Consider the following 18,989-nt stretch of genomic DNA (forward strand, 5'->3'; position numbering starts at 1 on the left):
CAGCGGGTGCGGAGTTGTGCACAGGCCGTGCGGTGATCGGGCTGTGGACTGTTGTTCTACGCGTGTCCTGCTGTGCGGTTCGTCCGCGTCCCGGGAGTTGTGCACAGCTGTGGACGGTGGTGCGGCGCGAAGTTATCCACAGGCCGTGGGGACTTTTCCCCAGTGTGGATAACCATGTGGATAAGCCCGACCGTCCGATGGTGGGACGGTCCGATGATGGGCGTGCCGATGACACCGCGACCGGTCGCGGGCACGCCTGAGCGCCACTCCGGGACCGGGGTCCGGAGCGGCGCTCAGGACTCGGGATCGAGCCTCAGGACGCGCGGAGCGTCACTTCCACTGGGTGGAGACGCCGAACCCGGCCGCGATGAAGCCGAAGCCGACCAGGATGTTCCAGTTCCGCCAGCTCTCCACCGGGTAGCTGCCGCTGGTCACGTAGTAGGTGACGATCCACACCAGGCCGATCAGGAACAGTGCCAGCATCAGCGGTGCGACCCAACTACGGCCCGAGCTGATCTTCACCGCGGTCGTAGCCGGCGGGGTGTAGTCGGACTTCTTGCGGAGTCGAGACTTCGGCACGAGGAGCTCTCCTGTCGATGCGCTGTGAGACCGCGCAGGGGTGCAGCGGGCGAGACGCCGACGGACGGTCGAGGAGAGTGCTCTGGGACCACTCCCACGCCTGCCACCGGCGTCCGTTAGCGTAGTGGCTCGGCGGGTCTCAAGGAGATAAGGGTACGGTGACTAATTTGTCGATTCCCCCCGGGAAGGCCGTCACCCCCCGTTCCGGCACCCGAATTGTCGGACGTGCCCTGACCTGCACCGTGTTCGCGCTCGCCGGTCTGCTCTTCTACATCAGCGCGCAGACCGCCCGCGGCACCGACCTGCGGACCGACAACTCGCTGCTGAGCCTCGGCGACGTCATCCGCCAGCGCAGCGGGCAGAACCAGCAGGCGCAGTCCCAGCTGGCCGACCTCCAGTCCCGGGCGCAGGAGCTCACCGAGCAGCAGGGCCACGACCCCGCCGACACGGCCCGGCTGGACGGCCTGCGGCTCGGCGCGGCCCTGGAGCCGCTCCAGGGCGGCGGGTTGACCGTCACCCTCAACGACGCCCCGCCGAACGCCACCGCGCGCATCCCCGGGGTCCCGGAGCCCGGCGTCAACGACCTGGTCATCCACCAGCAGGACATCCAGGCCGTGGTCAACGCGCTGTGGCGGGGCGGCGCGGCCGGCGTCCAGGTGATGGACCAGCGGCTGATCTCCACCAGCGCCGTCCGCTGCGTCGGCAACACCCTGCTGCTCCAGGGCCGGGTCTACTCCCCGCCGTACGTGGTCAAGGCGGTGGGCCGGACCGACGCCCTGCGGTCGGCCGTCGAGGGGGACCCGACGATCCGCAACTACCTGCAGTACGTCCAGGCGTACGGCCTGGGCTGGAAGGTCCAGGAGAGCGGGGACCTCACGCTGCCCGGGTACTCCGGCACGACCGAGCTCCGGTCCGCGGGCGGCCAGCCGTAACGCGGCGGCAGTAGGGGTGGACCGGCCTCACGGCCGTGGATACCGGGTCTACTCTTGAGCCCAGTCCGCTACCTAGAGGGAGCACCATGTACGGCTTCATCTGGCGTCACCTCCCGGGGAACGCCCTGGTCAAGGCCGTCATCTCGGTGCTCCTGATCCTGGGGATCGTCTACCTCCTCTTCACCTACGTCTTCCCGTGGGCGGAACCGCTGCTCCCCTTCGGCGACGTCACAGTGGACGGCGGCGACGGCGCCCCGGCCGGCTGACCCGGCCGGCCCGGAACTTCCCCCCAGTACCGCATCCCACGGAGAGCACGCGCGCATGACCACCCAGTCGACCCCGCCCCGCATCCTGGTCGTGGACAACTACGACAGCTTCGTGTTCAACCTGGTCCAGTACCTGTACCAGCTCGGCGCCACCTGCGAGGTGGTGCGCAACGACGAGGTGACCGTCGAGCACGCCGTCCGCCGGGCGGGGGAGGAGGGCTTCGACGGGGTGCTGCTCTCCCCCGGGCCCGGATCGCCCGAGGAGGCCGGGGTCTGCATCGCGATGGTGCACCACTGCGCGGCGATCGGGCTGCCGGTGTTCGGCGTCTGCCTGGGCCTCCAGTCGATCGCGGTGGCGTACGGCGCGGTGGTCGGCCGGGCGCCCGAACTGCTGCACGGCAAGACCTCGCCGGTCGAGCACCAGGACGGCGGGGTGTTCGAGGGCCTGCCCTCGCCGCTGACCGCGACCCGCTACCACTCGCTGGCCGTCGACCCGGCCACCGTGCCGGACGAGCTGGTGGTCACCGCCCGGACCGGCAGCGGCGTGGTCATGGGCCTGCGGCACCGTGAACTGCCGGTCGAGGGCGTGCAGTTCCACCCCGAGTCGGTGCTGACCGAGGGCGGGCACCGGATGCTCGCCAACTGGCTGGCGGAGTGCGGCTTCCCGCAGGCCGTGGACCGGTCGGCCGGGCTCGCCCCGGTGATCGGCCGGGGCTGAGCCGCGTGACCGCGGTACGTCCGGAGGGGCGTTACCAGTCGGAGCAGGAGCAGGGCCCGTACGGCGGCCCGCCGCAGTACGCCGGCGGTCCGTACCAGGGCGCGGAGCCCGGTGCCCCGCAGTACGGCGCCCCGCAGTACGGCGGGGCCGTGCAGGCCCGGCCGTACCCGGGGGAGCCGGCCGCTGCGGGCGCGCCCGAGGACGGCTGGGGCGTCTACGAGCAGGCCGAGCGGCCCGTCGAGGGCGGGCCCGAGTACCCGTGGCTGCCCGACCAGACCCTCCAACTGCGGCTGCCCGTCGAGGGCGGCGACCCGGCGGCCGAGCCCGTCGCGCCCACCGGCGGCCGGGCCGAGCGCCGGCGGGCCGCCCAGGGCCGGACCGCCGTCCGCACCGGCGGCGGCCGGCGCCGCGCCAAGGGCCGGGGAGCCGCGGGGCCCCGCCCCAAGGAGTCCGCGGTCGTGGTGGCGGCCCGCCTCGTCGGCGAGCTGTGCATCACCCTCGGCGCGGTGATGCTGCTGTTCGTCGCCTACCAGCTCTGGTGGACCAACGTGCAGGCCGACGCGGCCGCCAACAGTGCCCGGGACCAGCTGGAGCAGCAGTTCGACGCCCAGCCGCCCGGTGCGGGGCAGCCCGCCGCCGACCCGAACAAGCCCGAGGCGTTCGCGCCCGGCAAGGGCTTCGCCATCGTCTACCTGCCCAAGCTGGGGTTGAAGTTCCCGATCGCCGAGGGCACCGACAAGGCGGCGGTGCTCGACAAGGGCCTGGTCGGCCACTACCCCGGCACCGGGATGCCGGGCGACCCGGCGGGCAACTTCGCGCTGGCCGCGCACCGCAACACCCACGGCGAGCCGTTCCGGTACATCAACGAGCTGGGCAAGGGCGACAAGGTCGTGGTGGAGACCGCGACCGGGTACTACACGTACGAGATCACCGGGGGGATCCCGCAGACCTCCCCCAGCAACGTGAGCGTGATCAAGCCGGTGCCGAACGGCTCCGGGTACGCCGGGCCGGGCCGCTACATCACGCTGACCACCTGCACCCCGGAGTTCACCTCCAAGTTCCGCCTCATTGTCTTTGGCAAGATGATCGAGGAGCGGCCGCGCAGTCAGGGCAAACCGGCCGCGATCACGGGCGGATAGCCGCCCGGTACCGGTTTCGGAGGGGGAGCACCGCAGATGCAGGACGACGGGACCACGCGGCCGGCCGGTACGGCGGAGGAGGCCTTCCCCCCACCGGGAGGGGAGGGCCGCAAGGGCCGTGGCCGGGCGCTGGCCGCGCTCGGGGTGTTCGGCGAGCTGCTGATCACCCTGGGCCTGGTGCTCGGCCTGTTCGTGGCCTACTCGCTCTGGTGGACCAACGTGCAGGCGGACGCCTCCGCCGCGCACGCCGCGGACCGGCTGCGCGGCTCCTGGGCGGCCGGTCCGACCGCCGGCCCGCCGGGCGGGAGCGGCACGGCGCCCGCGCCCGCCGCGGTGCCCGCGATCGGGGACGACGTGGGCTTCCTGCACGTCCCGGCGATGGGCCGGGACTTCCAGGTGCTGATCCGGATGGGTACCTCCACCGCCGTCCTGGACGAGGGCGTGGCGGGCGTCTACGAGCAGCCCTACAAGTCCGCGATGCCCTGGGACGAGACGGGCAACTTCGCGCTGGCCGCCCACCGGGACGGCCACGGTGCCAAGTTCCACGACCTGGACGCCGTCCAGCGGGGCGCCGCGATCGTGGTGGAGACCAAGGACAAGTGGTACGTCTACAAGGTCGACAACACCCTCCCGGAGACCTCCAAGTACGACACCGGCATCGTCGCGCCCGTCCCGGTGAGTTCCGGGTACGCCGGCCCCGGCCGGTACATCACCCTGACCACCTGCACGCCGGTGTACACCTCGCGCTACCGGATGGCCGTCTGGGGGAGCCTGGTCCGGGTGGACCCCATGGACGCCAAGCGCACCCTGCCGCCGGAGCTGCGCTGATCCGAGGGCCCGGCCGAACGCAACGCCGGAACGGAACGCCCGAGGGCCCGTCGCGAACTCCGCGACGGGCCCTCGGGCGTTCTCACCGCTCCCGCTCCCCGGTGTCAGAACCAGGGGAAGAGGGGCGGCTTAGTTGTTGCCCCCTTTGCCGGGGGGTGTGGTGTTGGGGTCCCCCCCTTTGGCCGGATCGGCCGGCCGGGTGATCAGCTGCACCTGGGTGTTCGGGTCCACCTGGCTGCCGGCGCCCGGGTTGCTCTGCACCACGACCGCGTTCGGGTCCTGCGGACCGGCGATCACGGTGTAGGTCAGGCCGAGCTTCGCCAGCTTGTCGCCGGCGTCCGAGAGCTTGACGTTCTGCAGCGGCGGGATCTGCGGCTTGTCCGGCGCCTTGAAGATCGTCAAGATGATCTTGGTGTTGGCCGGGACCTTGGTGTTGGCCTGGACCGACTGCTGGGCCACGGTGTTGGCCTTGGTCGGGTCGTTGGTGGTCGTGGTCTTCGAGGCGTCCACCTGGAAGCCGGCGGCCTGCAGCGTGTTCGTCGCGTCGTCCTTCTGCGCGCCGACCACGTTCGGGACGGTCTGCTTGGTCTTGCCCTGGGAGACCGTGAGCTTGACCGGGGCGCTCGGGTCCGCGGAGGTGCCGGCCGGGGGGTCCTGGGAGAGCACGGTGTCCTGCGGCGCGGTGTCGTCGTCCTTGTAGTCCGGCGTGGCGATGTTGGTGAAGCCGGCCGCCGTCAGGGCCTGCATCGCCTGGTCCTTGGTCTTGCCGGTCACGGACGGCATCTGGGTCTTGGCCGGACCGGAGGAGACCTGGACGGTGAGGTGGGCGTCCTCGGCGACCGAGGTGCCCGCCGTCGGGGTCTGGGTGCAGACCTGGTCCTTCTTGACGTTGGTGTCCGGGCAGGCGATCTTGTCGCCCTCGGTGACCACCAGCTTGGAGCCGGCCGCGGCCGCGGCGGTCCTGGCGTCCGCCAGGCTCTTGCCGACCAGGTTCGGCGCCGTGACCTTCGGGGCGTCCTTGGTGCCCTTGTCGCTGAACATCGCCTGGGCCACGAAGAAGGTGCCGACCAGGACCAGCACGGCGGCCACCGCCAGGACGATCCAGGAGGTGTTGCTCTTCTTCTGCCGGTCGTCGCCGCGCCGGCCGCCCCGGCCGTAGCCGTCGTCGTAGCCGTCGTGGCCGCCCGCGCCACCGGCGGAGGTCTGGCCGTAGCCGTCGTCCTGGTAGCCGGAGGCCTGCGGCAGCATGGTGGTCGGGCCGCCGGGCTGCTGCGGCAGCACGTTGGTCTGGCCGTACGGGTCGTGCTGCTGCGGGTAGCCGTTCTGGTCGTAGCCGTACCCGGCGGCGCCCATGCCGTAGGCGGCCTGCTGGGCGGCGGCGACCGGGAGGCCGTCGAGGAAGCGCTCGATGTCGTCGCGCATCTCGTCGGCGCTCTGGTACCGGTAGTCGCGCTCCTTGGCGAGCGCCTTGAGCACGATCGCGTCGATCTCCGGCCGCACCTCGGGGTCGAAGACCGACGGCGGCTGCGGCTCCTCCCGGACGTGCTGGTAGGCCACCGCGACCGGGGAGTCGCCGACGAACGGCGGCCGGACGGTCAGCAGCTCGTAGAGCAGGCAGCCGGTGGAGTAGAGGTCGGAGCGGGCGTCGACCTGCTCGCCCTTGGCCTGCTCGGGGGAGAGGTACTGGGCGGTGCCGATCACGGCCGAGGTCTGGGTCATGGTCATCCCGGCGTCGCCCATCGCGCGGGCGATGCCGAAGTCCATGACCTTGACGTTGCCCTGCCGGGTCAGCATCACGTTGGCCGGCTTGATGTCGCGGTGCACGATCCCGGCCCGGTGCGAGTACTCCAGGGCCTGGAGGATGCCGATGGTCATCTCCAGCGCCCGCTCGGGCAGCAGCCGGCGGCCGGAGTGCAGCAGCTCGCGCAGCGTGGACCCCTCGACGTACTCCATCACGATGTACGGGATGGAGATCCCGTCGATGTAGTCCTCGCCGGTGTCGTACACGGCGACGATCGCGGGGTGGTTCAGGGACGCCGCCGACTGTGCCTCGCGGCGGAAACGGGCCTGGAACGACGGATCCCGCGCCATGTCGGCCCGGAGCGTCTTCACTGCGACGGAACGGCCGAGCCGGGTGTCATGGCCGAGGTACACCTCGGCCATGCCGCCGCGTCCGAGGACGCCGCCGAGCTCGTACCTGCCGCCGAGGCGACGAGGCTCTTCCATAGTTCCGACCCTCTCCTTCACCCGCCGGTGAGGTTGTGACGTAGATGTCCCCGCACGCTCTGGGTGACGCCGCGCGGGCCGAGACCGGTTCTCCGGCCGGGCCGTGCACCGCCTCGCGGGCGGCAACGGGCACACCCGCTGCTGGCGGATACGCTACCGGTCGCACCGCACCGGACCGGAGTCAGCCGTCGGCCGATATCAGACCGGTATCCGGACGGGGGTGCCGATCGTGACTTTCGCCTCACCGTCGCCCTACTTGCCGAGCGCGGCCTGCATCACCGCCTTGGCGATCGGGGCCGCGAGGCGGCCGCCGCTGATGCCGTCGCGGTTCTGGGAGCCGTCCTCGACCACCACCGCGACCGCGACCGACTGGCCGTCCGAGGTCTTGGCCCAGGAGGTGAACCAGGCGAACGGCAGGCCGGCGTTGTCCTCGCCGTGCTGGGCGGTGCCGGTCTTGCCGCCGACCTGGAGACCGGGGATCTTGGCGTTGGTGCCGGTGCCGTTCTCGACCACCGAGACCATCAGGTCCTGCATCTTCTGCGCGGTGGCCGGGCTCATCGCCTGGGAGAACTGCTTCTCGGTGTGCTTGGAGATGGTGGTCAGCGAGGCCGAGCGCTCCTGGTCGACCAGGTACGGCTGCATCAGGCTGCCGTTGTTGGCGATCGCCGCGGAGACCATGGCCATCTGCAGCGGGGTGGCGCGGGTGTCGTGCTGGCCGATCGAGTCCTGGGCGGTGCCGTCCAGGCTGGGGCTGTCCGGGAAGATGCTCTTCTCCGAGCGGACCGGGGTGTCCACCGTGCTGTTGAAGCCGAACTTCTCGGCCTGCGCCCGCATCTTGTCCTTGCCGAGGTCGGCGCCCATCTTGGCGAAGACCGTGTTGCAGGACTGGTCCATCCCGGACTCGATGGTGGCGTTCTCGCAGCGCTCGTTGGGGCTCTCGTTCTTGAGCACCGTCTGGGTGTTGGGCAGGGTGTACGGGTCCGGCGTCTTCGTGGCGTCGTTGACGCCCTGGTAGAGGCCGTTCTCGAACGCGGCGGTGGCGGTGACCAGCTTGAAGGTCGAGCCGGGCGGGTAGGTCTCGCGCAGCGCCCGGTTGAGCATCGGCTTGTTCGGGTCCGCGTTGAGGTCCTGCCAGGACTTGGTGTCGCCGCTCTCGCCGCCGGCGAAGGTGCCCGGGTCGTAGGACGGGGTGGAGACCAGGGCCAGGATCGCACCGGTCTTCGGGTCGAGCGCGACCACCGCGCCCTTCTTGTCGCCCAGGCCGTCGAAGGCGGCCTTCTGCACCTTGGCGTTGATCGTCGTGACGACGTCGCCGCCGCGCTTCTGCTCGCCGGTCAGCATGTCCAGGGTGTTGCGGAAGAACAGCCGGTCGTCGGTGCCCGAGAGGATGCCGTCCTCCAGGTTCTCCAGCCCGCTGGAGCCGTAGGCCTGCGAGGAGTACCCGGTGACCGGCGCGTACATCGCGCCGTCCTTCCAGGAGCGCTTGTACTTGTAGCGCAGCCCGTTCACGAAGTCGGAGTTGGTGACCGGCTGGCCGCTGACGATGATGTTGCCGCGCGGGTGGGCGTAGCGGTCGTACAGCTGGCGCTTGTTGTTCTTGTTGGAGGCCAGCGCGTCGGCCTGGACGCCCTGCACCCAGTTGGTGCGCACCATCAGCGCCAGGATCAGCACCAGGCAGAAGATCGAGACCCGTCGGATCGGCTTGTTCATCGGGCGGGTCCTCCCTGGCCCTCGGGGACCGGGGCCGGTTCGACCCCGGGACGTCGGGCGCTGTCGCTGATCTTGAGCAGGATCGCGACCAGCGCCCAGTTGGCGACCACGGACGAACCGCCCTGCGCGAGGAACGGCATGGTCATACCGGTCAGTGGGATCAGCCCGGTGACCCCGCCGGCCACCACGAAGACCTGCAGCGCCATCGCCGAGGCGAGCCCGACGGCGAACAGCTTGCCGAAGGGGTCGCGGGCGGCGAGGGCGGTGCGCAGGCCGCGCTGCACCAGCAGGGCGTACAGCAGGAAGATCGCCATCAGGCCGGTCAGTCCGAGCTCCTCGCCGAAGGAGCCCAGGATGAAGTCGCTCTTGGCGGCGAAGTTGATCAGCCAGGAGCGGCCCTGGCCGAGGCCGGAGCCGGTCACCCCGCCGGAGCCGAGCGCCATCAGCGACTGGCCGATCTGCTCGGTGGCGCCCTTGGGCGGGGTCGGCGCGAAGGCGGCCATCGGGTCGAGCCAGGCGTCGATGCGGACCTTGACGTGGCTGGTGGTCATGGCCACCGCGACCGCGCCGCCGACCGACATCAGCAGGCCGAACAGGATCCAGCTGGTCCGCTCGGTGGCGACGTAGAGCATCACCACGAACAGGCCGAAGAACAGGAAGGACGTGCCGAGGTCGTTCTCGAAGACCAGGATCAGCAGGCTGAGCAGCCAGATCACGACGATCGGGCCGAGGTCGCGGCCGCGCGGCAGGTACAGGCCCATGAAGCGGCGGCTGGCCAGTGCCAGGGCGTCCCGCTTGACCATCAGGTAGCCGGCGAAGAACACGGTCAGGACGATCTTGGCGAACTCGCCGGGCTGGATGGAGAAGCTGCCCATCCGGATCCAGATCTTCGCGCCGAAGTCCTCCGCCCGGGCCGGGAAGAAGGCCGGCGCGGCCAGCAGCACCAGCGCCACCACCATCGAGATGTAGGTGTAGCGCTGCAGCACCCGGTGGTCCTTCAGGAAGACCATCACACCGATGAACAGGGTGACCCCGAGGGCCGACCACATCAGCTGGTTGCGGGCCGCCGGGAAGTTGCCGCTGAGCAGGTGGCCCGCCTTGTCCAGGCGCCAGATCATCACCACGCCCAGCCCGTTCAGCAGGGTGGCGATCGGCAGCATCAGCGGGTCCGCGTACGGCGCGAAGCGGCGCACCAGCAGGTGCGCGACCAGGGCCAGCGAGCCCATCCCGAGGCCGTAGCCGAGCATCCCGGTCGGGAGCCGGGAGTCCATCGCCAGGCCCACGTTGGCGTACGCCAGGATCGGCAGCAGCACGGCGAAGACCAGCAGGGCCAGTTCGGTGTTGCGGCGGTTCGGTGCGCCCTGGAGCGAGATGGTGGTGTTGCCGCGGCGTCGCGGCACGACACGCCCGCCCGCCGCCCGGCGTCGGGAGCCGGTGCGGGCGGTGTCGCCGCTCAGGTCGTAGCTGCTCACGTGGTGACCGCTCCCTGACGGCCGGCGGGCCCGTTCCGGGCGGACCTATGTCGGATCAAGGACGTCACGGCTTCGGGCAGGCTTCGGCCCGGCTGCGCTCGTCGTCGGACAGTGCGGGTTGCTGGGGCGGCTGGGCCTGCTCGCTCGGGGCGGCCGCCGGGGGGGTGGCGTTCGGCGTCGGGGCGGCGGTGCCGGGGGCGGACGGGGTCGTCGTCGCGGACGGCGCGGCCGCGCCCGGGGAGCGGGGCTTCTCCCGCTCGCCGGGGGTGGTCGGGGTGGCGGCCACGAACGCGGTCCTGGTGGCCGTGGTGCCCTGGGTGCCCTGCGGGGCCGCGGTGTTCACGGTGGCGGCCTTCTGGCACAGCTTGGCCCAGTCCACCAGGGTGCCCATGGTCTTCTGGGCGTCCGACAGGCTGCCGACCGAGATGGTCCGGTTCACCTGGGCGCGCTGGTCCTGCGGCAGCCACTTCAACGGCGCGTCGCTGTGCGACTCGTGCACCGAGGACAGGCTCAGCCCGGCCAGGTTCTGGTTGACGCCCTGGTAGATGGCGACGTGGTCGCCGTCCTCGCCGATGTAGTACTGGTCCTGGGTCCACCGGTAGCCGAAGTACCCGGCGCCGCCGAGCAGGCCGAGCGTGACCAGGACGGCCAGCGGGACGGTCAGGCCCCGGCGCTTGCGCCGGGAGGGCTGCTCCCCGTCGAACTCCTCGGTGCCGTACACCGAGGGCTCGGCCGGGTAGCCGTAGCCGCCGTCGCCCTCGTAGCCCTCGGCGGGGCCGAAGGCGTTCCCGGCCGCGTCGTAGCCCTCGGCCGGGCCGAAGGCGCCCTGCGGGCCGCGGCCCAGGCCGGCGGCGCGGCCGGCCGGGGTGTCCGCGATCGAGCGGTCGGCGGCGGTCGAGGACGGCGGGGTCTCGGCGACCGCGCCGACGACCACCGGGACGTCGTTGAACTGGCCGCTCATGGTGTCCGTGGCGCCGACGTCGATGACGTCCGCCACGATGCAGGTGATGTTGTCCGGACCGCCGCCGCGCAGCGCGAGCTGGATCAGCTCCTGCACGGTCTGCTCGGGCGAGTAGTAGCTGCCCAGGGTGTCCTGGAGGGTCTGGTGGCTGACCGGGCCGGAGAGGCCGTCCGAGCAGATCAGGTAGCGGTCGCCGGCCCGGACCTCGCGGATCGAGAGGTCCGGCTCGACCTGGCCGCGGCCGTCCAGGGCCCGCATCAGCAGCGAGCGCTGCGGGTGGGTCTCGGCCTCCTCGGGTGTGATCCGGCCCTCGTCGACCAGGCGCTGCACCCAGGTGTGGTCCTGGGTGATCTGCACCAGCGAGCCGTCGCGCAGCAGGTAGGCGCGGGAGTCGCCGACGTGCACCAGGCCCATCCGCTGGCCGGTCCAGAGCATGGCCGTCAGGGTGCAGCCCATGCCCTCCAGCTGCGGGTCCTCCTCGACCATCTGCCGGAGCCGGTCGTTGGCGCCCTGGACGGCGTCGCCCAGCAGGGTCAGCAGGTCCGCGCCCGGCACGTCCTCGTCCAGCCGGACGATCGAGCCGAGCACCTCGGAGGAAGCGACCTCGCCGGCCGCGGCGCCGCCCATGCCGTCGGCCACGGCCAGCAGCCGCGGCCCGGCGTAGCCGGAGTCCTCGTTCCCCTCCCGGATCAGTCCCTTGTGGGAGCCGGCGGCGAAGCGCAGCACCAGGGTCATGCGACCTGTGCCCCCCTCTGGGTCTTGGACGGGATGCTGTCCCTCATGCGCTACTACTTCCGCAGTTCGATGACGGTCCTGCCGATACGGATCGGCGTGCCCGGCTGGAGCGGAGTGGGCGCGGTCAGGCGCTGCCGGTCCAGATAGGTGCCGTTGGTGGAGCCTAGATCCTCGACCGTCCACTGCCCAGTCTGATCCGGATAGATCCTGGCATGCCGGGAGGACGCGTAGTCGTCGTCCAGCACGATGGTCGAGTCGTGCGCCCGGCCCAGCGTGATGGTCTGGCCCTGGAGGGCGACCGTCGTTCCGGCCAGCGAGCCCTGGACGACCACCAGCTGGGTCGGGGCGCCGCGGCGGCGGCCGCCGCCGCCCTGGGTCTGGGCCGCCGGGGCGCTGTTGCCGGGGGCGGGGGCCGCGGGACGTCCGGGTGCCGAGGAGGGCGCCGCAGCGGCTCCGGACGCGGTGGCGGCACCGCCGCCGCGACGGGAGCTGCGGGGGTTCACCTTGGTGCCGAACAGGTCGCTGCGGATCACCTGGATCGCGACGATGACGAACAGCCACAGCACGGCCAGGAAGCCCAGCCGCATGACCGTGAGGGTCAGTTCTGACATGGCCGTCCCGCCAGTCGGTGAGCGAGGCGCGCGAACAACTCGGACACTACCCTTCGACCTGCCGGTAGACGATGGTGGTGGAGCCCACGACGATTCGGGAGCCGTCGCGGAGCGTAGCGCGCTGGGTGTGCTGCCCGTCCACCACGATGCCGTTGGTGGAGCCCAGGTCGAGGACCATCGAAGGGGTGCCCGGGCGGATCTCGGCGTGCTTGCGGGAGACCCCGGGGTCGTCGATCCGGACGTCCGCCTCGGTCGAGCGGCCGAGGACGCAGGCCGCGCCGGTGATCTGGTGGCGGGCGCCGTTCACCTCGATCCAGCGGCGGACCGAGGTGCCGTGGCCGGCTCCGGGGAAGGCGCGGACGTTGCCGCCGGCCGGAGGGCCCGGGGGCATCGCGGGGGGCGCGGCCGGCGGCGGGGGCGCGCTGTACTGCCCGGCGCCGCCCTGCTGCCACGGTGCGCCGGGGGCCGGTGCGGCCGGCTGGCGGTCGTAGCCGGGCTGCTGCTGCGGGGCGAACTGCTGGGGTTCCTCGGAGGCCAGGGTGCGGCTGCGCACCCGGTAGAGGCCGGTGTCCAGGTCGTCGGCCTTCTCCAGGTTCACCTGGAGCGGGCCCATGAAGGAGTACCGCTGGGCCTCGGCGTACTCGCGGACCATGCCGGCCAGCTCGGCGCCGAGCTGCCCCGAGTAGGGGCTGAGCCGCTCGTGGTCGTGCGGGCTGAGCTCGACGATGAAGTCGTTCGGCACGACGGTGCGGTCGCGGTTCCAGATGCTCGCGTTGTTGTCGCACTCGCGCTGCAGAGCGCCGGCGATCTCCACGGGCTGGACCTCGGACTTGAACACCTTGGCGAAGGTGCCGTTGACGAGACCCTCCAGCCGCTGCTCGAACTTCTTCATCATCCCCATGGGGCACCCCCTTCCAGGGTTCGTTCGCCTGCCTGCCGACCGGGGTCCGCCGCGGAGGTGTCCTCGGGGGAGTCGGTCGTGCCTACTTGCGGTACTTCCGTACTGATCGTATCCACGCCGGGCCCTTCCGTACGGTTCCCGGACCGCGTGGTGCCGGGGGGTGGGCTCGGACACACAGGGTGACGCATTCCGGGTGCGGCACGCCAGGTCTGCCCGTCGGAGCGGTGCACCGCGCTCCGCCCGTCCGTTCGTCGCGCGGCCGTTCGGACGTGGTCGGTCTCCCCGGGAAACGGATTCGGAGCAGCCCCCCAGGTCGTGCTACTGTTTTCCACGTCGGAAGGGCCGCCCGAAAGGGAGCCGGACCGGGGAAACGCGAAGACCACATGGTACCGAGCGGCTCCGCGGAACGGACGGCAGTGAAGACGACACCCATGCGCGGGTGGCGGAATAGGCAGACGCGCTGGATTCAGGTTCCAGTGCCCGAAAGGGCGTGGGGGTTCAACTCCCCCCTCGCGCACAGCGAAGCCCCGCAGATCTTCGGATCTGCGGGGCTTTCTCGTTGTCCCGCGCCGCCGGCCCCGCCCCGGAGGGCCGGGCCGGAGCGGGCGGGTCAGGACTGGCCGGCCGGGAGGTCGGCGCGGACCTCGAAGCCGCCGTCCTGGGTCGGACCGGCGGTGAGGGTGCCGCCCAGCAGCTGGGCGCGCTCGCGCAGCCCGACCAGGCCGTGGCCGCCGCCCGGCAGGGTCTCGGCCGGGCGGACCGGCGGCGCCTCGTTGCGGACCTCGACCCGCAGCCGGCGGCCCTTCGCCCGGACCCGCACGTGCACCACCGCCTCCGGGGCGTACTTGGTGATGTTGGTGAGCGCCTCCTGGACGGTGCGGTAGGCGGCCCGTTCGACCGCCTCCGGCCACGGGCGGTCACCGGGGTTCAGCTCGGAGTCGGCGGCCAGCCCGCTCTCCGCGATCAGCCGGGGCAGGTCGGCCAGCCGGGGCTGCGGGGCGAGCGGGGCGTCCGGGCGGGGGCCGCCGGTGCTGCGCAGCACCCCGACCATCTGGCGCAGCTCCTCCAGGGTCCGGACGGACAGCTCGCGGATGGTGCGGGCGGTGGTCGCGGCGGCCGGGTCGGTGGTGCTCACCTGGAGCGCGCCGGCCTGGATGCTGATCAGGCTGACCTGGTGCGAGACCACGTCGTGCATCTCCCGGGCCAGCCGGCCGCGCTCGCTGATCAGCACCCGTTCGGCGAGCAGCCGGCTCTCCCGCTCCTGGCCGCGGGTCAGTTCGTCCAGCCGGGCGGCCAGCTCCCGCCGGGTGCGGGAGAGCAGTCCGGTGGCGGCCGGGCCGGCGGAGAGCATCACGGCCTGGATGGCGTCCAGGGCGGTGTTCCGGCTGAGCTCGACCAGCGGGTTCGGCAGCGGCCAGTGGAAGAAGTCGACCAGGGTGAACAGGGCCGCGCAGGGGAACAGCACCGCGGCCCTGGGGCGCTCGGTGGCGACCGTGTAGACGGCGGTGATCGGGGCCAGCCAGATCGCCTCCACCCAGGTGCCGGGCATGGTGAGCAGCAGCACCGTCACCGGGAAGCGGCGCCGCCAGAACAGCGCCACGGCGGCCAGCACGGAGAGCGTCACCTGCCACCAGGTGGAGTCCCGGGACACCAGGGCGGCGTCCATCAGGGAGTACAGGACGGGCAGCAGCACCATCGGCCAGGGGGCGGTGCACCAGGCCGGCAGCCGTCGGGACGGCAGCTGGTCGGCGGCCGTCATGCCCCGTCGCCGGGCTTGGGCCGCACCAGGCCGGCCCGGTGGGCGAGCACGGCGGCCTGCACCCGGTTGGCGGCGCCGAGCTTGCCGAGGATCGCGCTGATGTGGTCCTTGACCGTGCCGGTGCCGAGGAAGAGCCGGTCGGCGATCTCGGCGTTGGACAGGCCCTCGCCGAGCAGGGCCAGCACGTCCAGCTCGCGGCCGGTCAGGGTGCGGGCCAGCGCGGTGGCCTCGGCGTCCGGGCCGCCGCCGTCCACGTAGCCGCCGATCACGGTGCGGGTGACGGTCGGGGAGAGGATGTTGCCGCCCGCGGCGAGCACTCGGACGGCGTGCACCAGCTGCTCGGGGGCGGTGTCCTTGAGCAGGAACCCGGTCGCGCCGGCCCGCAGCGCGGTGCCGATGTACTCGTCGGTGTCGAAGGTGGTGAGCATCGCGACGGCCGGCGGGTCGGGCAGGGCGCGCAGGCGGCGCAGCACCGAGATGCCGTCGAGGTCGGGCATCCGGATGTCGAGCAGCACCACGTGCGGGCGCAGGCGCTGGACGTGCTCCTCGGCCTGTCCGCCGGAGCAGTCGCCGACCACCTCCAGGTCGGGGGCGGAACCGACGATCAGGCCGAGGCCGGAGCGGACCAGGATCTCGTCGTCGACGATCAGCACGCGGGTGGTGGTGATGGGGGGCCTCCTCGGTTCGGGCGGCCGGGTTCGGTCGGTCCGCGGGGGTCGCTTTGAGAGTAGGGGTAGCCGGGGCGGGGTGCCGAACCCATGGGGGGTAAGAACCCCCGCCGTTCGGCGGGGGTGGGAATCCGCTACCCGGTTCACGCAATTTTCAGGAATGGTGCGGAACCATGGAGTTGGCTGCCTTTTCCGGCCGGTCGCTCGACGCGGGCGGTCGGTGGGCGGGGGTGGCCGGTCAGCCCGTCGGGCCCGTGCCGGCGCCCGGCGCCGGGCCGCGTGCGGATGCGCCCCACCATCTGATCGTTTGGAATTGAGCTGTGTCGTCCACTGTGAAGTCGGAGCCGTCCGCCACCTCCGCCGAGCCCCGGCCCGCCGGACCGCTCGACCGCTGGCGCCCGCGGGCCGCGGCCGCCTCGGTCTGGTACCTCCGGCTGCTGGCGCTGCTGAACGTGGCGACCGTGCTGCTGGTGCCCTGGGGGAACCAGGTCAACGAGCACAACGAGGGCGAGTACTTCACCCCGTACCTGATGACCTCCGGCCTGGCGGCCGCGGTGCTGTCGGTCTTCCTGGCGGTCGCGATGCGGCGGCGCAAGCGGGCCGCGTGGATCTTCAACGCGGCGCTCAGCAGCGTCTTCGCCCTGCTGTACCTGGCGGTCATGGTGCTGCCCGGCGAGCGCTTCAACAAGCACCCGCTCAACTACATCTCCACGGTGCTGACCTGCCTGTTCGTGTTGGCGCTGCTGATCGGGCGCAAGGAGTTCACCTCCAAGGGCGACCGCTCCAACCCGAAGACCGCGGCGGCCACCTTCGTCGGCGGGCTGTTCTTCGGCGGTGCCGTCGGCGCGCTGCTGGTCTGGATCACCAACGAGCTGAACGGGGCCGGCTGGTGGGACCTCTTCCGCTACTCGGTCGGCCGGATGATCACCATCACCCCGTCCGAGCACCTGCGCTCCGTGATCGCGGCCCCGACCTGGGTGAACGCGGCGATCAACGCGATGGGCGCGGTGCTGTTCCTGCTGGTGCTGTACGTGGCGTTCCGCAGCCCGCGCGGCAAGGAGCTGCTCAACCCCGAGGACGAGGCGAAGCTGCGCGGCCTGCTGGACAAGCAGGGCGAGCGGGACTCGCTCGGCTACTTCGCGCTGCGCCGGGACAAGGCGGTGGTCTTCTCCCCCAGCGGCAAGGCGGCGGTGACGTACCGGGTGATCGGCGGGGTCTCGCTGGCCTCGGGCGACCCGATCGGCGACCCGGAGGCCTGGCCGGGCGCGATCGAGGCCTGGCTGTCCGAGGCGCGCGAGCACGCCTGGGCGCCGGCCGTGATGGGCGCCTCCGAGGAGGCCGGGGTGATCTACGCCCGGCACGGGCTGGACGCGCTGGAGCTGGGTGACGAGGCGATCGTCGAGCTGGACGAGTTCTCGCTGGACGGCCGGGCGATGCGGGTGGTCCGGCAGGCGTACAACCGGGTCAAGCGGGCCGGGTACACGGTGCGGATCCGCCGGCACGAGGACATCTCCGAGGAGGAGATGGCGCGGCTGGTGTCCAAGGCCGACGAGTGGCGCGACGGGGCGACCGAGCGCGGCTTCTCGATGGCGCTGGGGCGGCTCGGCGACCCGGGCGACGGCCGCTGCGTGATGCTGGAGTGCAGTGACGGGGACGGCGAGCTCAAGGCGCTGCTGAGCTTCGTGCCGTGGGGCCCGGACGGGCTCTCGCTGGACCTGATGCGCCGGGCCCGGGACACCGAGAACGGCCTGATGGAGTTCATGGTCATCGAGCTGCTGCAGCGTGCGGAGGAGGTCGGGCTCAAGCGGGTGTCGCTGAACTTCGCGATGTTCCGCTCGGTCTTCGAGCGCGGTTCCAAGCTCGGTGCCGGTCCGGTGCTGCGGCTGTGGCGCTCCGTCCTCGGCTTCTTCTCGCGCTGGTGGCAGATCGAGTCGCTGTACCGCGCGAACGCCAAGTACCGGCCGATCTGGGAGCCGCGCTACCTGCTGTTCGAGAAGAGCAGCGAGATTCCCCGGATCGGCATCGCCAGCGCCCGCGCCGAGGGCTTCATCGTCGCGCCGAGCCTGCCCGCCCTGTTCCGGCGTCGGCACGCCGGGCCCGCCGTGGTGGCGCCCCGGGTGCCGGTGGCGGCCCGGGACGGGAAGGGGTAGCCCTCCGTCGGGGGGCGGAGGGGGCCGGGCGGCCGGGGGCGGAGAAGGCCATCGGTCGTACGGGGGGTCCGGAGGGGGGATTCGTCTCCCTCCTGAGGATGACCTCGATCCCCATCCATGCCGATGTGGATTTGTTAACAGGCTTCTAATGTGGGAGTAGCTGACAAGTTCGGGGATTCGGGAGAAACGGTTGTGATTCACAGGACCCACGCGGGGGGCGTGCGAAAGGGGCTGCTGGCGCGAGCCAGAAAGGCCGCTGTCGCAGAGTGGGGGACGTTGTACCTGACGGTCCGCGACGCGGTGGTGCGCAAGAAGTTCGCCGCCTTTCCGCTGGCCACGACGGCGACGTTTCTGATCCTGCTGTTCAGCATCGTCCAGCACCTGCCGGGCGGTGAGCGGTTCGTCAACCACATCGGGGTGGTGCGGGCCTCGCTGCCGCTGGAGGTCTCGCTGCTGCGGACCCCGCTGTCGTTGTACGTGCCGGCCCTGGACCTGCCGGTGTGGGGAGCACTGGCCCAGGTCTTCGTGGTCTTCGCGATCGCCGAGGTCGTGCTCGGCCGGCGGATGACGCTGGTGGTCGCCTACGCGTGCACCCTGGCGGGCACGCTGTTCGCCCGGGTCGGCGTGGCGATGGGGCCGCACCACCTGTTCGGCTTCCCGAAGTGGGTCGCCTTCGTGCGGGACACCGGGCCCTCGGCCGCGGTGGTGGCGCTGGCCATCTGCATCGCGTTCCGCACCCGGGCCTGGTTCACCGCCGCCACGGTGGTGGTGCTGATGGTCGGCGAGGCGGTCGTGCTGCCGAACCTGGCGGGCCTGGAGCACGTGGTCGCGGTGGTCACCGCGCTGCTGATCGCCGTCTCGGTCGAGGTCTTCGGGGACTTCTGGCCGCGGGTGCTGGCCGGGGTCGGCGCCGCCACCTCGGTGGCCACCGCGGCCTCCCGGGAGGTCGCGGCGGAGGCCCGGCGCCGTTCGGCGGGGGCCGTCATCCCCTGAGTGACCCTTCACCTTCCTTGTCGGCCGCGTACGGGGCGTTGCCCGTACGCGGCCGTCATGCGTGCGGGAGGGGCAGCTCGAACCAGACGACCTTGCCCACCGCCTTGCGGGCGGTGCCCCAGTGTTCGGCGAGCTTGGTGACCAGGGTGAGGCCGCGGCCGGTCTCGCCGAGCTGCTCGGCCGGTTCCAGCGAGGGCAGGTTGTGGTTGTCGTCGCTGACCTCGACCAGCAGCTTGTCCACCCGGATCAGCTGGAGCTGCACCCGGTCCCGGGCGACCCGGACGGCGTTCGTGACCAGTTCGCTGACCAGCAGCTCGGTGGTGTCGCTGAGCGCCTCCAGG

17 protein-coding genes and 1 tRNA gene are annotated in these 18,989 nt (G+C 71.8%); 8 read left to right on the plus strand and 10 right to left on the minus strand.

Annotated features, from left to right (window positions below; translation table 11 throughout):
* Positions 1-330 precede the first annotated feature (330 nt).
* Positions 331-579 carry a cell division protein CrgA gene (gene crgA / locus ACFWXO_RS22350; RefSeq protein ID WP_360242861.1) on the minus strand — a complete coding sequence of 83 codons (249 nt, stop codon included), beginning with the start codon at positions 577-579 and terminating at the stop codon, positions 331-333.
* 167 nt (positions 580-746) lie between these two features.
* Between crgA and ACFWXO_RS22355 the strand changes: the two genes are divergently transcribed.
* The 5 genes from ACFWXO_RS22355 to ACFWXO_RS22375 all read left to right on the plus strand — a co-directional run bounded on the left by ACFWXO_RS22355 (position 747) and on the right by ACFWXO_RS22375 (position 4,462).
* The gene (locus tag ACFWXO_RS22355) at positions 747-1,511 is read left to right on the plus strand and encodes a DUF881 domain-containing protein (RefSeq protein ID WP_375891859.1); all 765 of its coding nucleotides are present in this window, start codon (positions 747-749) and stop codon (positions 1,509-1,511) included.
* An 86-nt stretch (positions 1,512-1,597) separates the two neighbouring features.
* On the plus strand, positions 1,598-1,777 hold the full coding sequence (locus tag ACFWXO_RS22360; protein ID WP_375891861.1) for a hypothetical protein: 180 nt from the start codon (positions 1,598-1,600) through the stop codon (positions 1,775-1,777).
* A 55-nt stretch (positions 1,778-1,832) separates the two neighbouring features.
* A complete protein-coding gene (locus tag ACFWXO_RS22365; RefSeq protein WP_380525511.1) occupies positions 1,833-2,495 on the plus strand; it encodes an aminodeoxychorismate/anthranilate synthase component II in 663 nt (220 codons plus the stop codon).
* Positions 2,496-2,500: 5 nt separating this feature from the next.
* The gene (locus ACFWXO_RS22370) at positions 2,501-3,634 is read left to right on the plus strand and encodes a class E sortase (RefSeq protein WP_375891864.1); all 1,134 of its coding nucleotides are present in this window, start codon (positions 2,501-2,503) and stop codon (positions 3,632-3,634) included.
* A 36-nt stretch (positions 3,635-3,670) separates the two neighbouring features.
* A complete protein-coding gene (locus ACFWXO_RS22375; protein WP_380525512.1) occupies positions 3,671-4,462 on the plus strand; it encodes a class E sortase in 792 nt (263 codons plus the stop codon).
* A gap of 129 nt (positions 4,463-4,591) precedes the next feature.
* Here the strand turns inward: ACFWXO_RS22375 and pknB are convergent, their stop codons facing one another.
* From pknB to ACFWXO_RS22405, 6 genes are all read right to left on the minus strand, one after another.
* Positions 4,592-6,688: a Stk1 family PASTA domain-containing Ser/Thr kinase gene (gene pknB / locus ACFWXO_RS22380; RefSeq protein WP_380525513.1), complete on the minus strand. Its 2,097-nt coding sequence runs from the start codon at positions 6,686-6,688 to the stop codon at positions 4,592-4,594.
* A 252-nt stretch (positions 6,689-6,940) separates the two neighbouring features.
* A complete protein-coding gene (locus ACFWXO_RS22385) occupies positions 6,941-8,398 on the minus strand; it encodes a peptidoglycan D,D-transpeptidase FtsI family protein (protein WP_375891870.1) in 1,458 nt (485 codons plus the stop codon).
* Positions 8,395-9,798 (minus strand): FtsW/RodA/SpoVE family cell cycle protein, encoded by a 1,404-nt coding sequence (locus ACFWXO_RS22390; protein ID WP_375891974.1) that lies wholly within the window; start codon positions 9,796-9,798, stop codon positions 8,395-8,397. Before ACFWXO_RS22390 ends, ACFWXO_RS22385 begins: the two co-directional genes overlap by 4 nt.
* Positions 9,799-9,934: 136 nt before the next feature.
* Positions 9,935-11,566: a PP2C family protein-serine/threonine phosphatase gene (locus ACFWXO_RS22395; RefSeq protein WP_380525514.1), complete on the minus strand. Its 1,632-nt coding sequence runs from the start codon at positions 11,564-11,566 to the stop codon at positions 9,935-9,937.
* A 53-nt stretch (positions 11,567-11,619) separates the two neighbouring features.
* A complete protein-coding gene (locus tag ACFWXO_RS22400) occupies positions 11,620-12,177 on the minus strand; it encodes an FHA domain-containing protein (protein ID WP_380525515.1) in 558 nt (185 codons plus the stop codon).
* Between the two features lie 46 nt (positions 12,178-12,223).
* Complete coding sequence (locus ACFWXO_RS22405; RefSeq protein WP_375891876.1) at positions 12,224-13,078, minus strand: FhaA domain-containing protein; 855 nt, start codon at positions 13,076-13,078, stop codon at positions 12,224-12,226.
* Between the two features lie 433 nt (positions 13,079-13,511).
* On the opposite strand from ACFWXO_RS22405, the gene ACFWXO_RS22410 reads away from it, so the two are divergent.
* A tRNA-Leu gene (locus ACFWXO_RS22410) sits at positions 13,512-13,595 on the plus strand.
* Between the two features lie 93 nt (positions 13,596-13,688).
* On the opposite strand, the gene ACFWXO_RS22415 is transcribed toward ACFWXO_RS22410, so the two are convergent.
* Positions 13,689-14,837, minus strand: a complete 1,149-nt coding sequence (locus ACFWXO_RS22415; protein WP_375891878.1) for a sensor histidine kinase — start codon at positions 14,835-14,837, stop codon at positions 13,689-13,691.
* Complete coding sequence (locus tag ACFWXO_RS22420; RefSeq protein ID WP_229928260.1) at positions 14,834-15,484, minus strand: response regulator transcription factor; 651 nt, start codon at positions 15,482-15,484, stop codon at positions 14,834-14,836. Before ACFWXO_RS22420 ends, ACFWXO_RS22415 begins: the two co-directional genes overlap by 4 nt.
* Positions 15,485-15,825: 341 nt before the next feature.
* Here ACFWXO_RS22420 and ACFWXO_RS22425 point away from each other — a divergent pair, with 341 nt between their 5' ends.
* Together ACFWXO_RS22425 and ACFWXO_RS22430 are read left to right on the plus strand one after the other, a co-directional pair.
* Entirely contained in the window at positions 15,826-17,655 is a 1,830-nt protein-coding gene (locus ACFWXO_RS22425; protein ID WP_380525516.1) for a phosphatidylglycerol lysyltransferase domain-containing protein, read from the plus strand.
* A gap of 276 nt (positions 17,656-17,931) precedes the next feature.
* On the plus strand, positions 17,932-18,648 hold the full coding sequence (locus ACFWXO_RS22430; RefSeq protein ID WP_380525517.1) for a hypothetical protein: 717 nt from the start codon (positions 17,932-17,934) through the stop codon (positions 18,646-18,648).
* Between the two features lie 55 nt (positions 18,649-18,703).
* On the opposite strand, the gene ACFWXO_RS22435 is transcribed toward ACFWXO_RS22430, so the two are convergent.
* The coding region (locus ACFWXO_RS22435) for an ATP-binding protein (RefSeq protein ID WP_380525518.1) at positions 18,704-18,989 on the minus strand (286 nt) is incomplete at its 5' end.

The sequence above is a fragment of the Kitasatospora sp. NPDC059088 genome, from assembly GCF_042738155.1.
In the GTDB taxonomy this organism is placed as follows: Bacteria; Actinomycetota; Actinomycetes; order Streptomycetales; family Streptomycetaceae; genus Kitasatospora.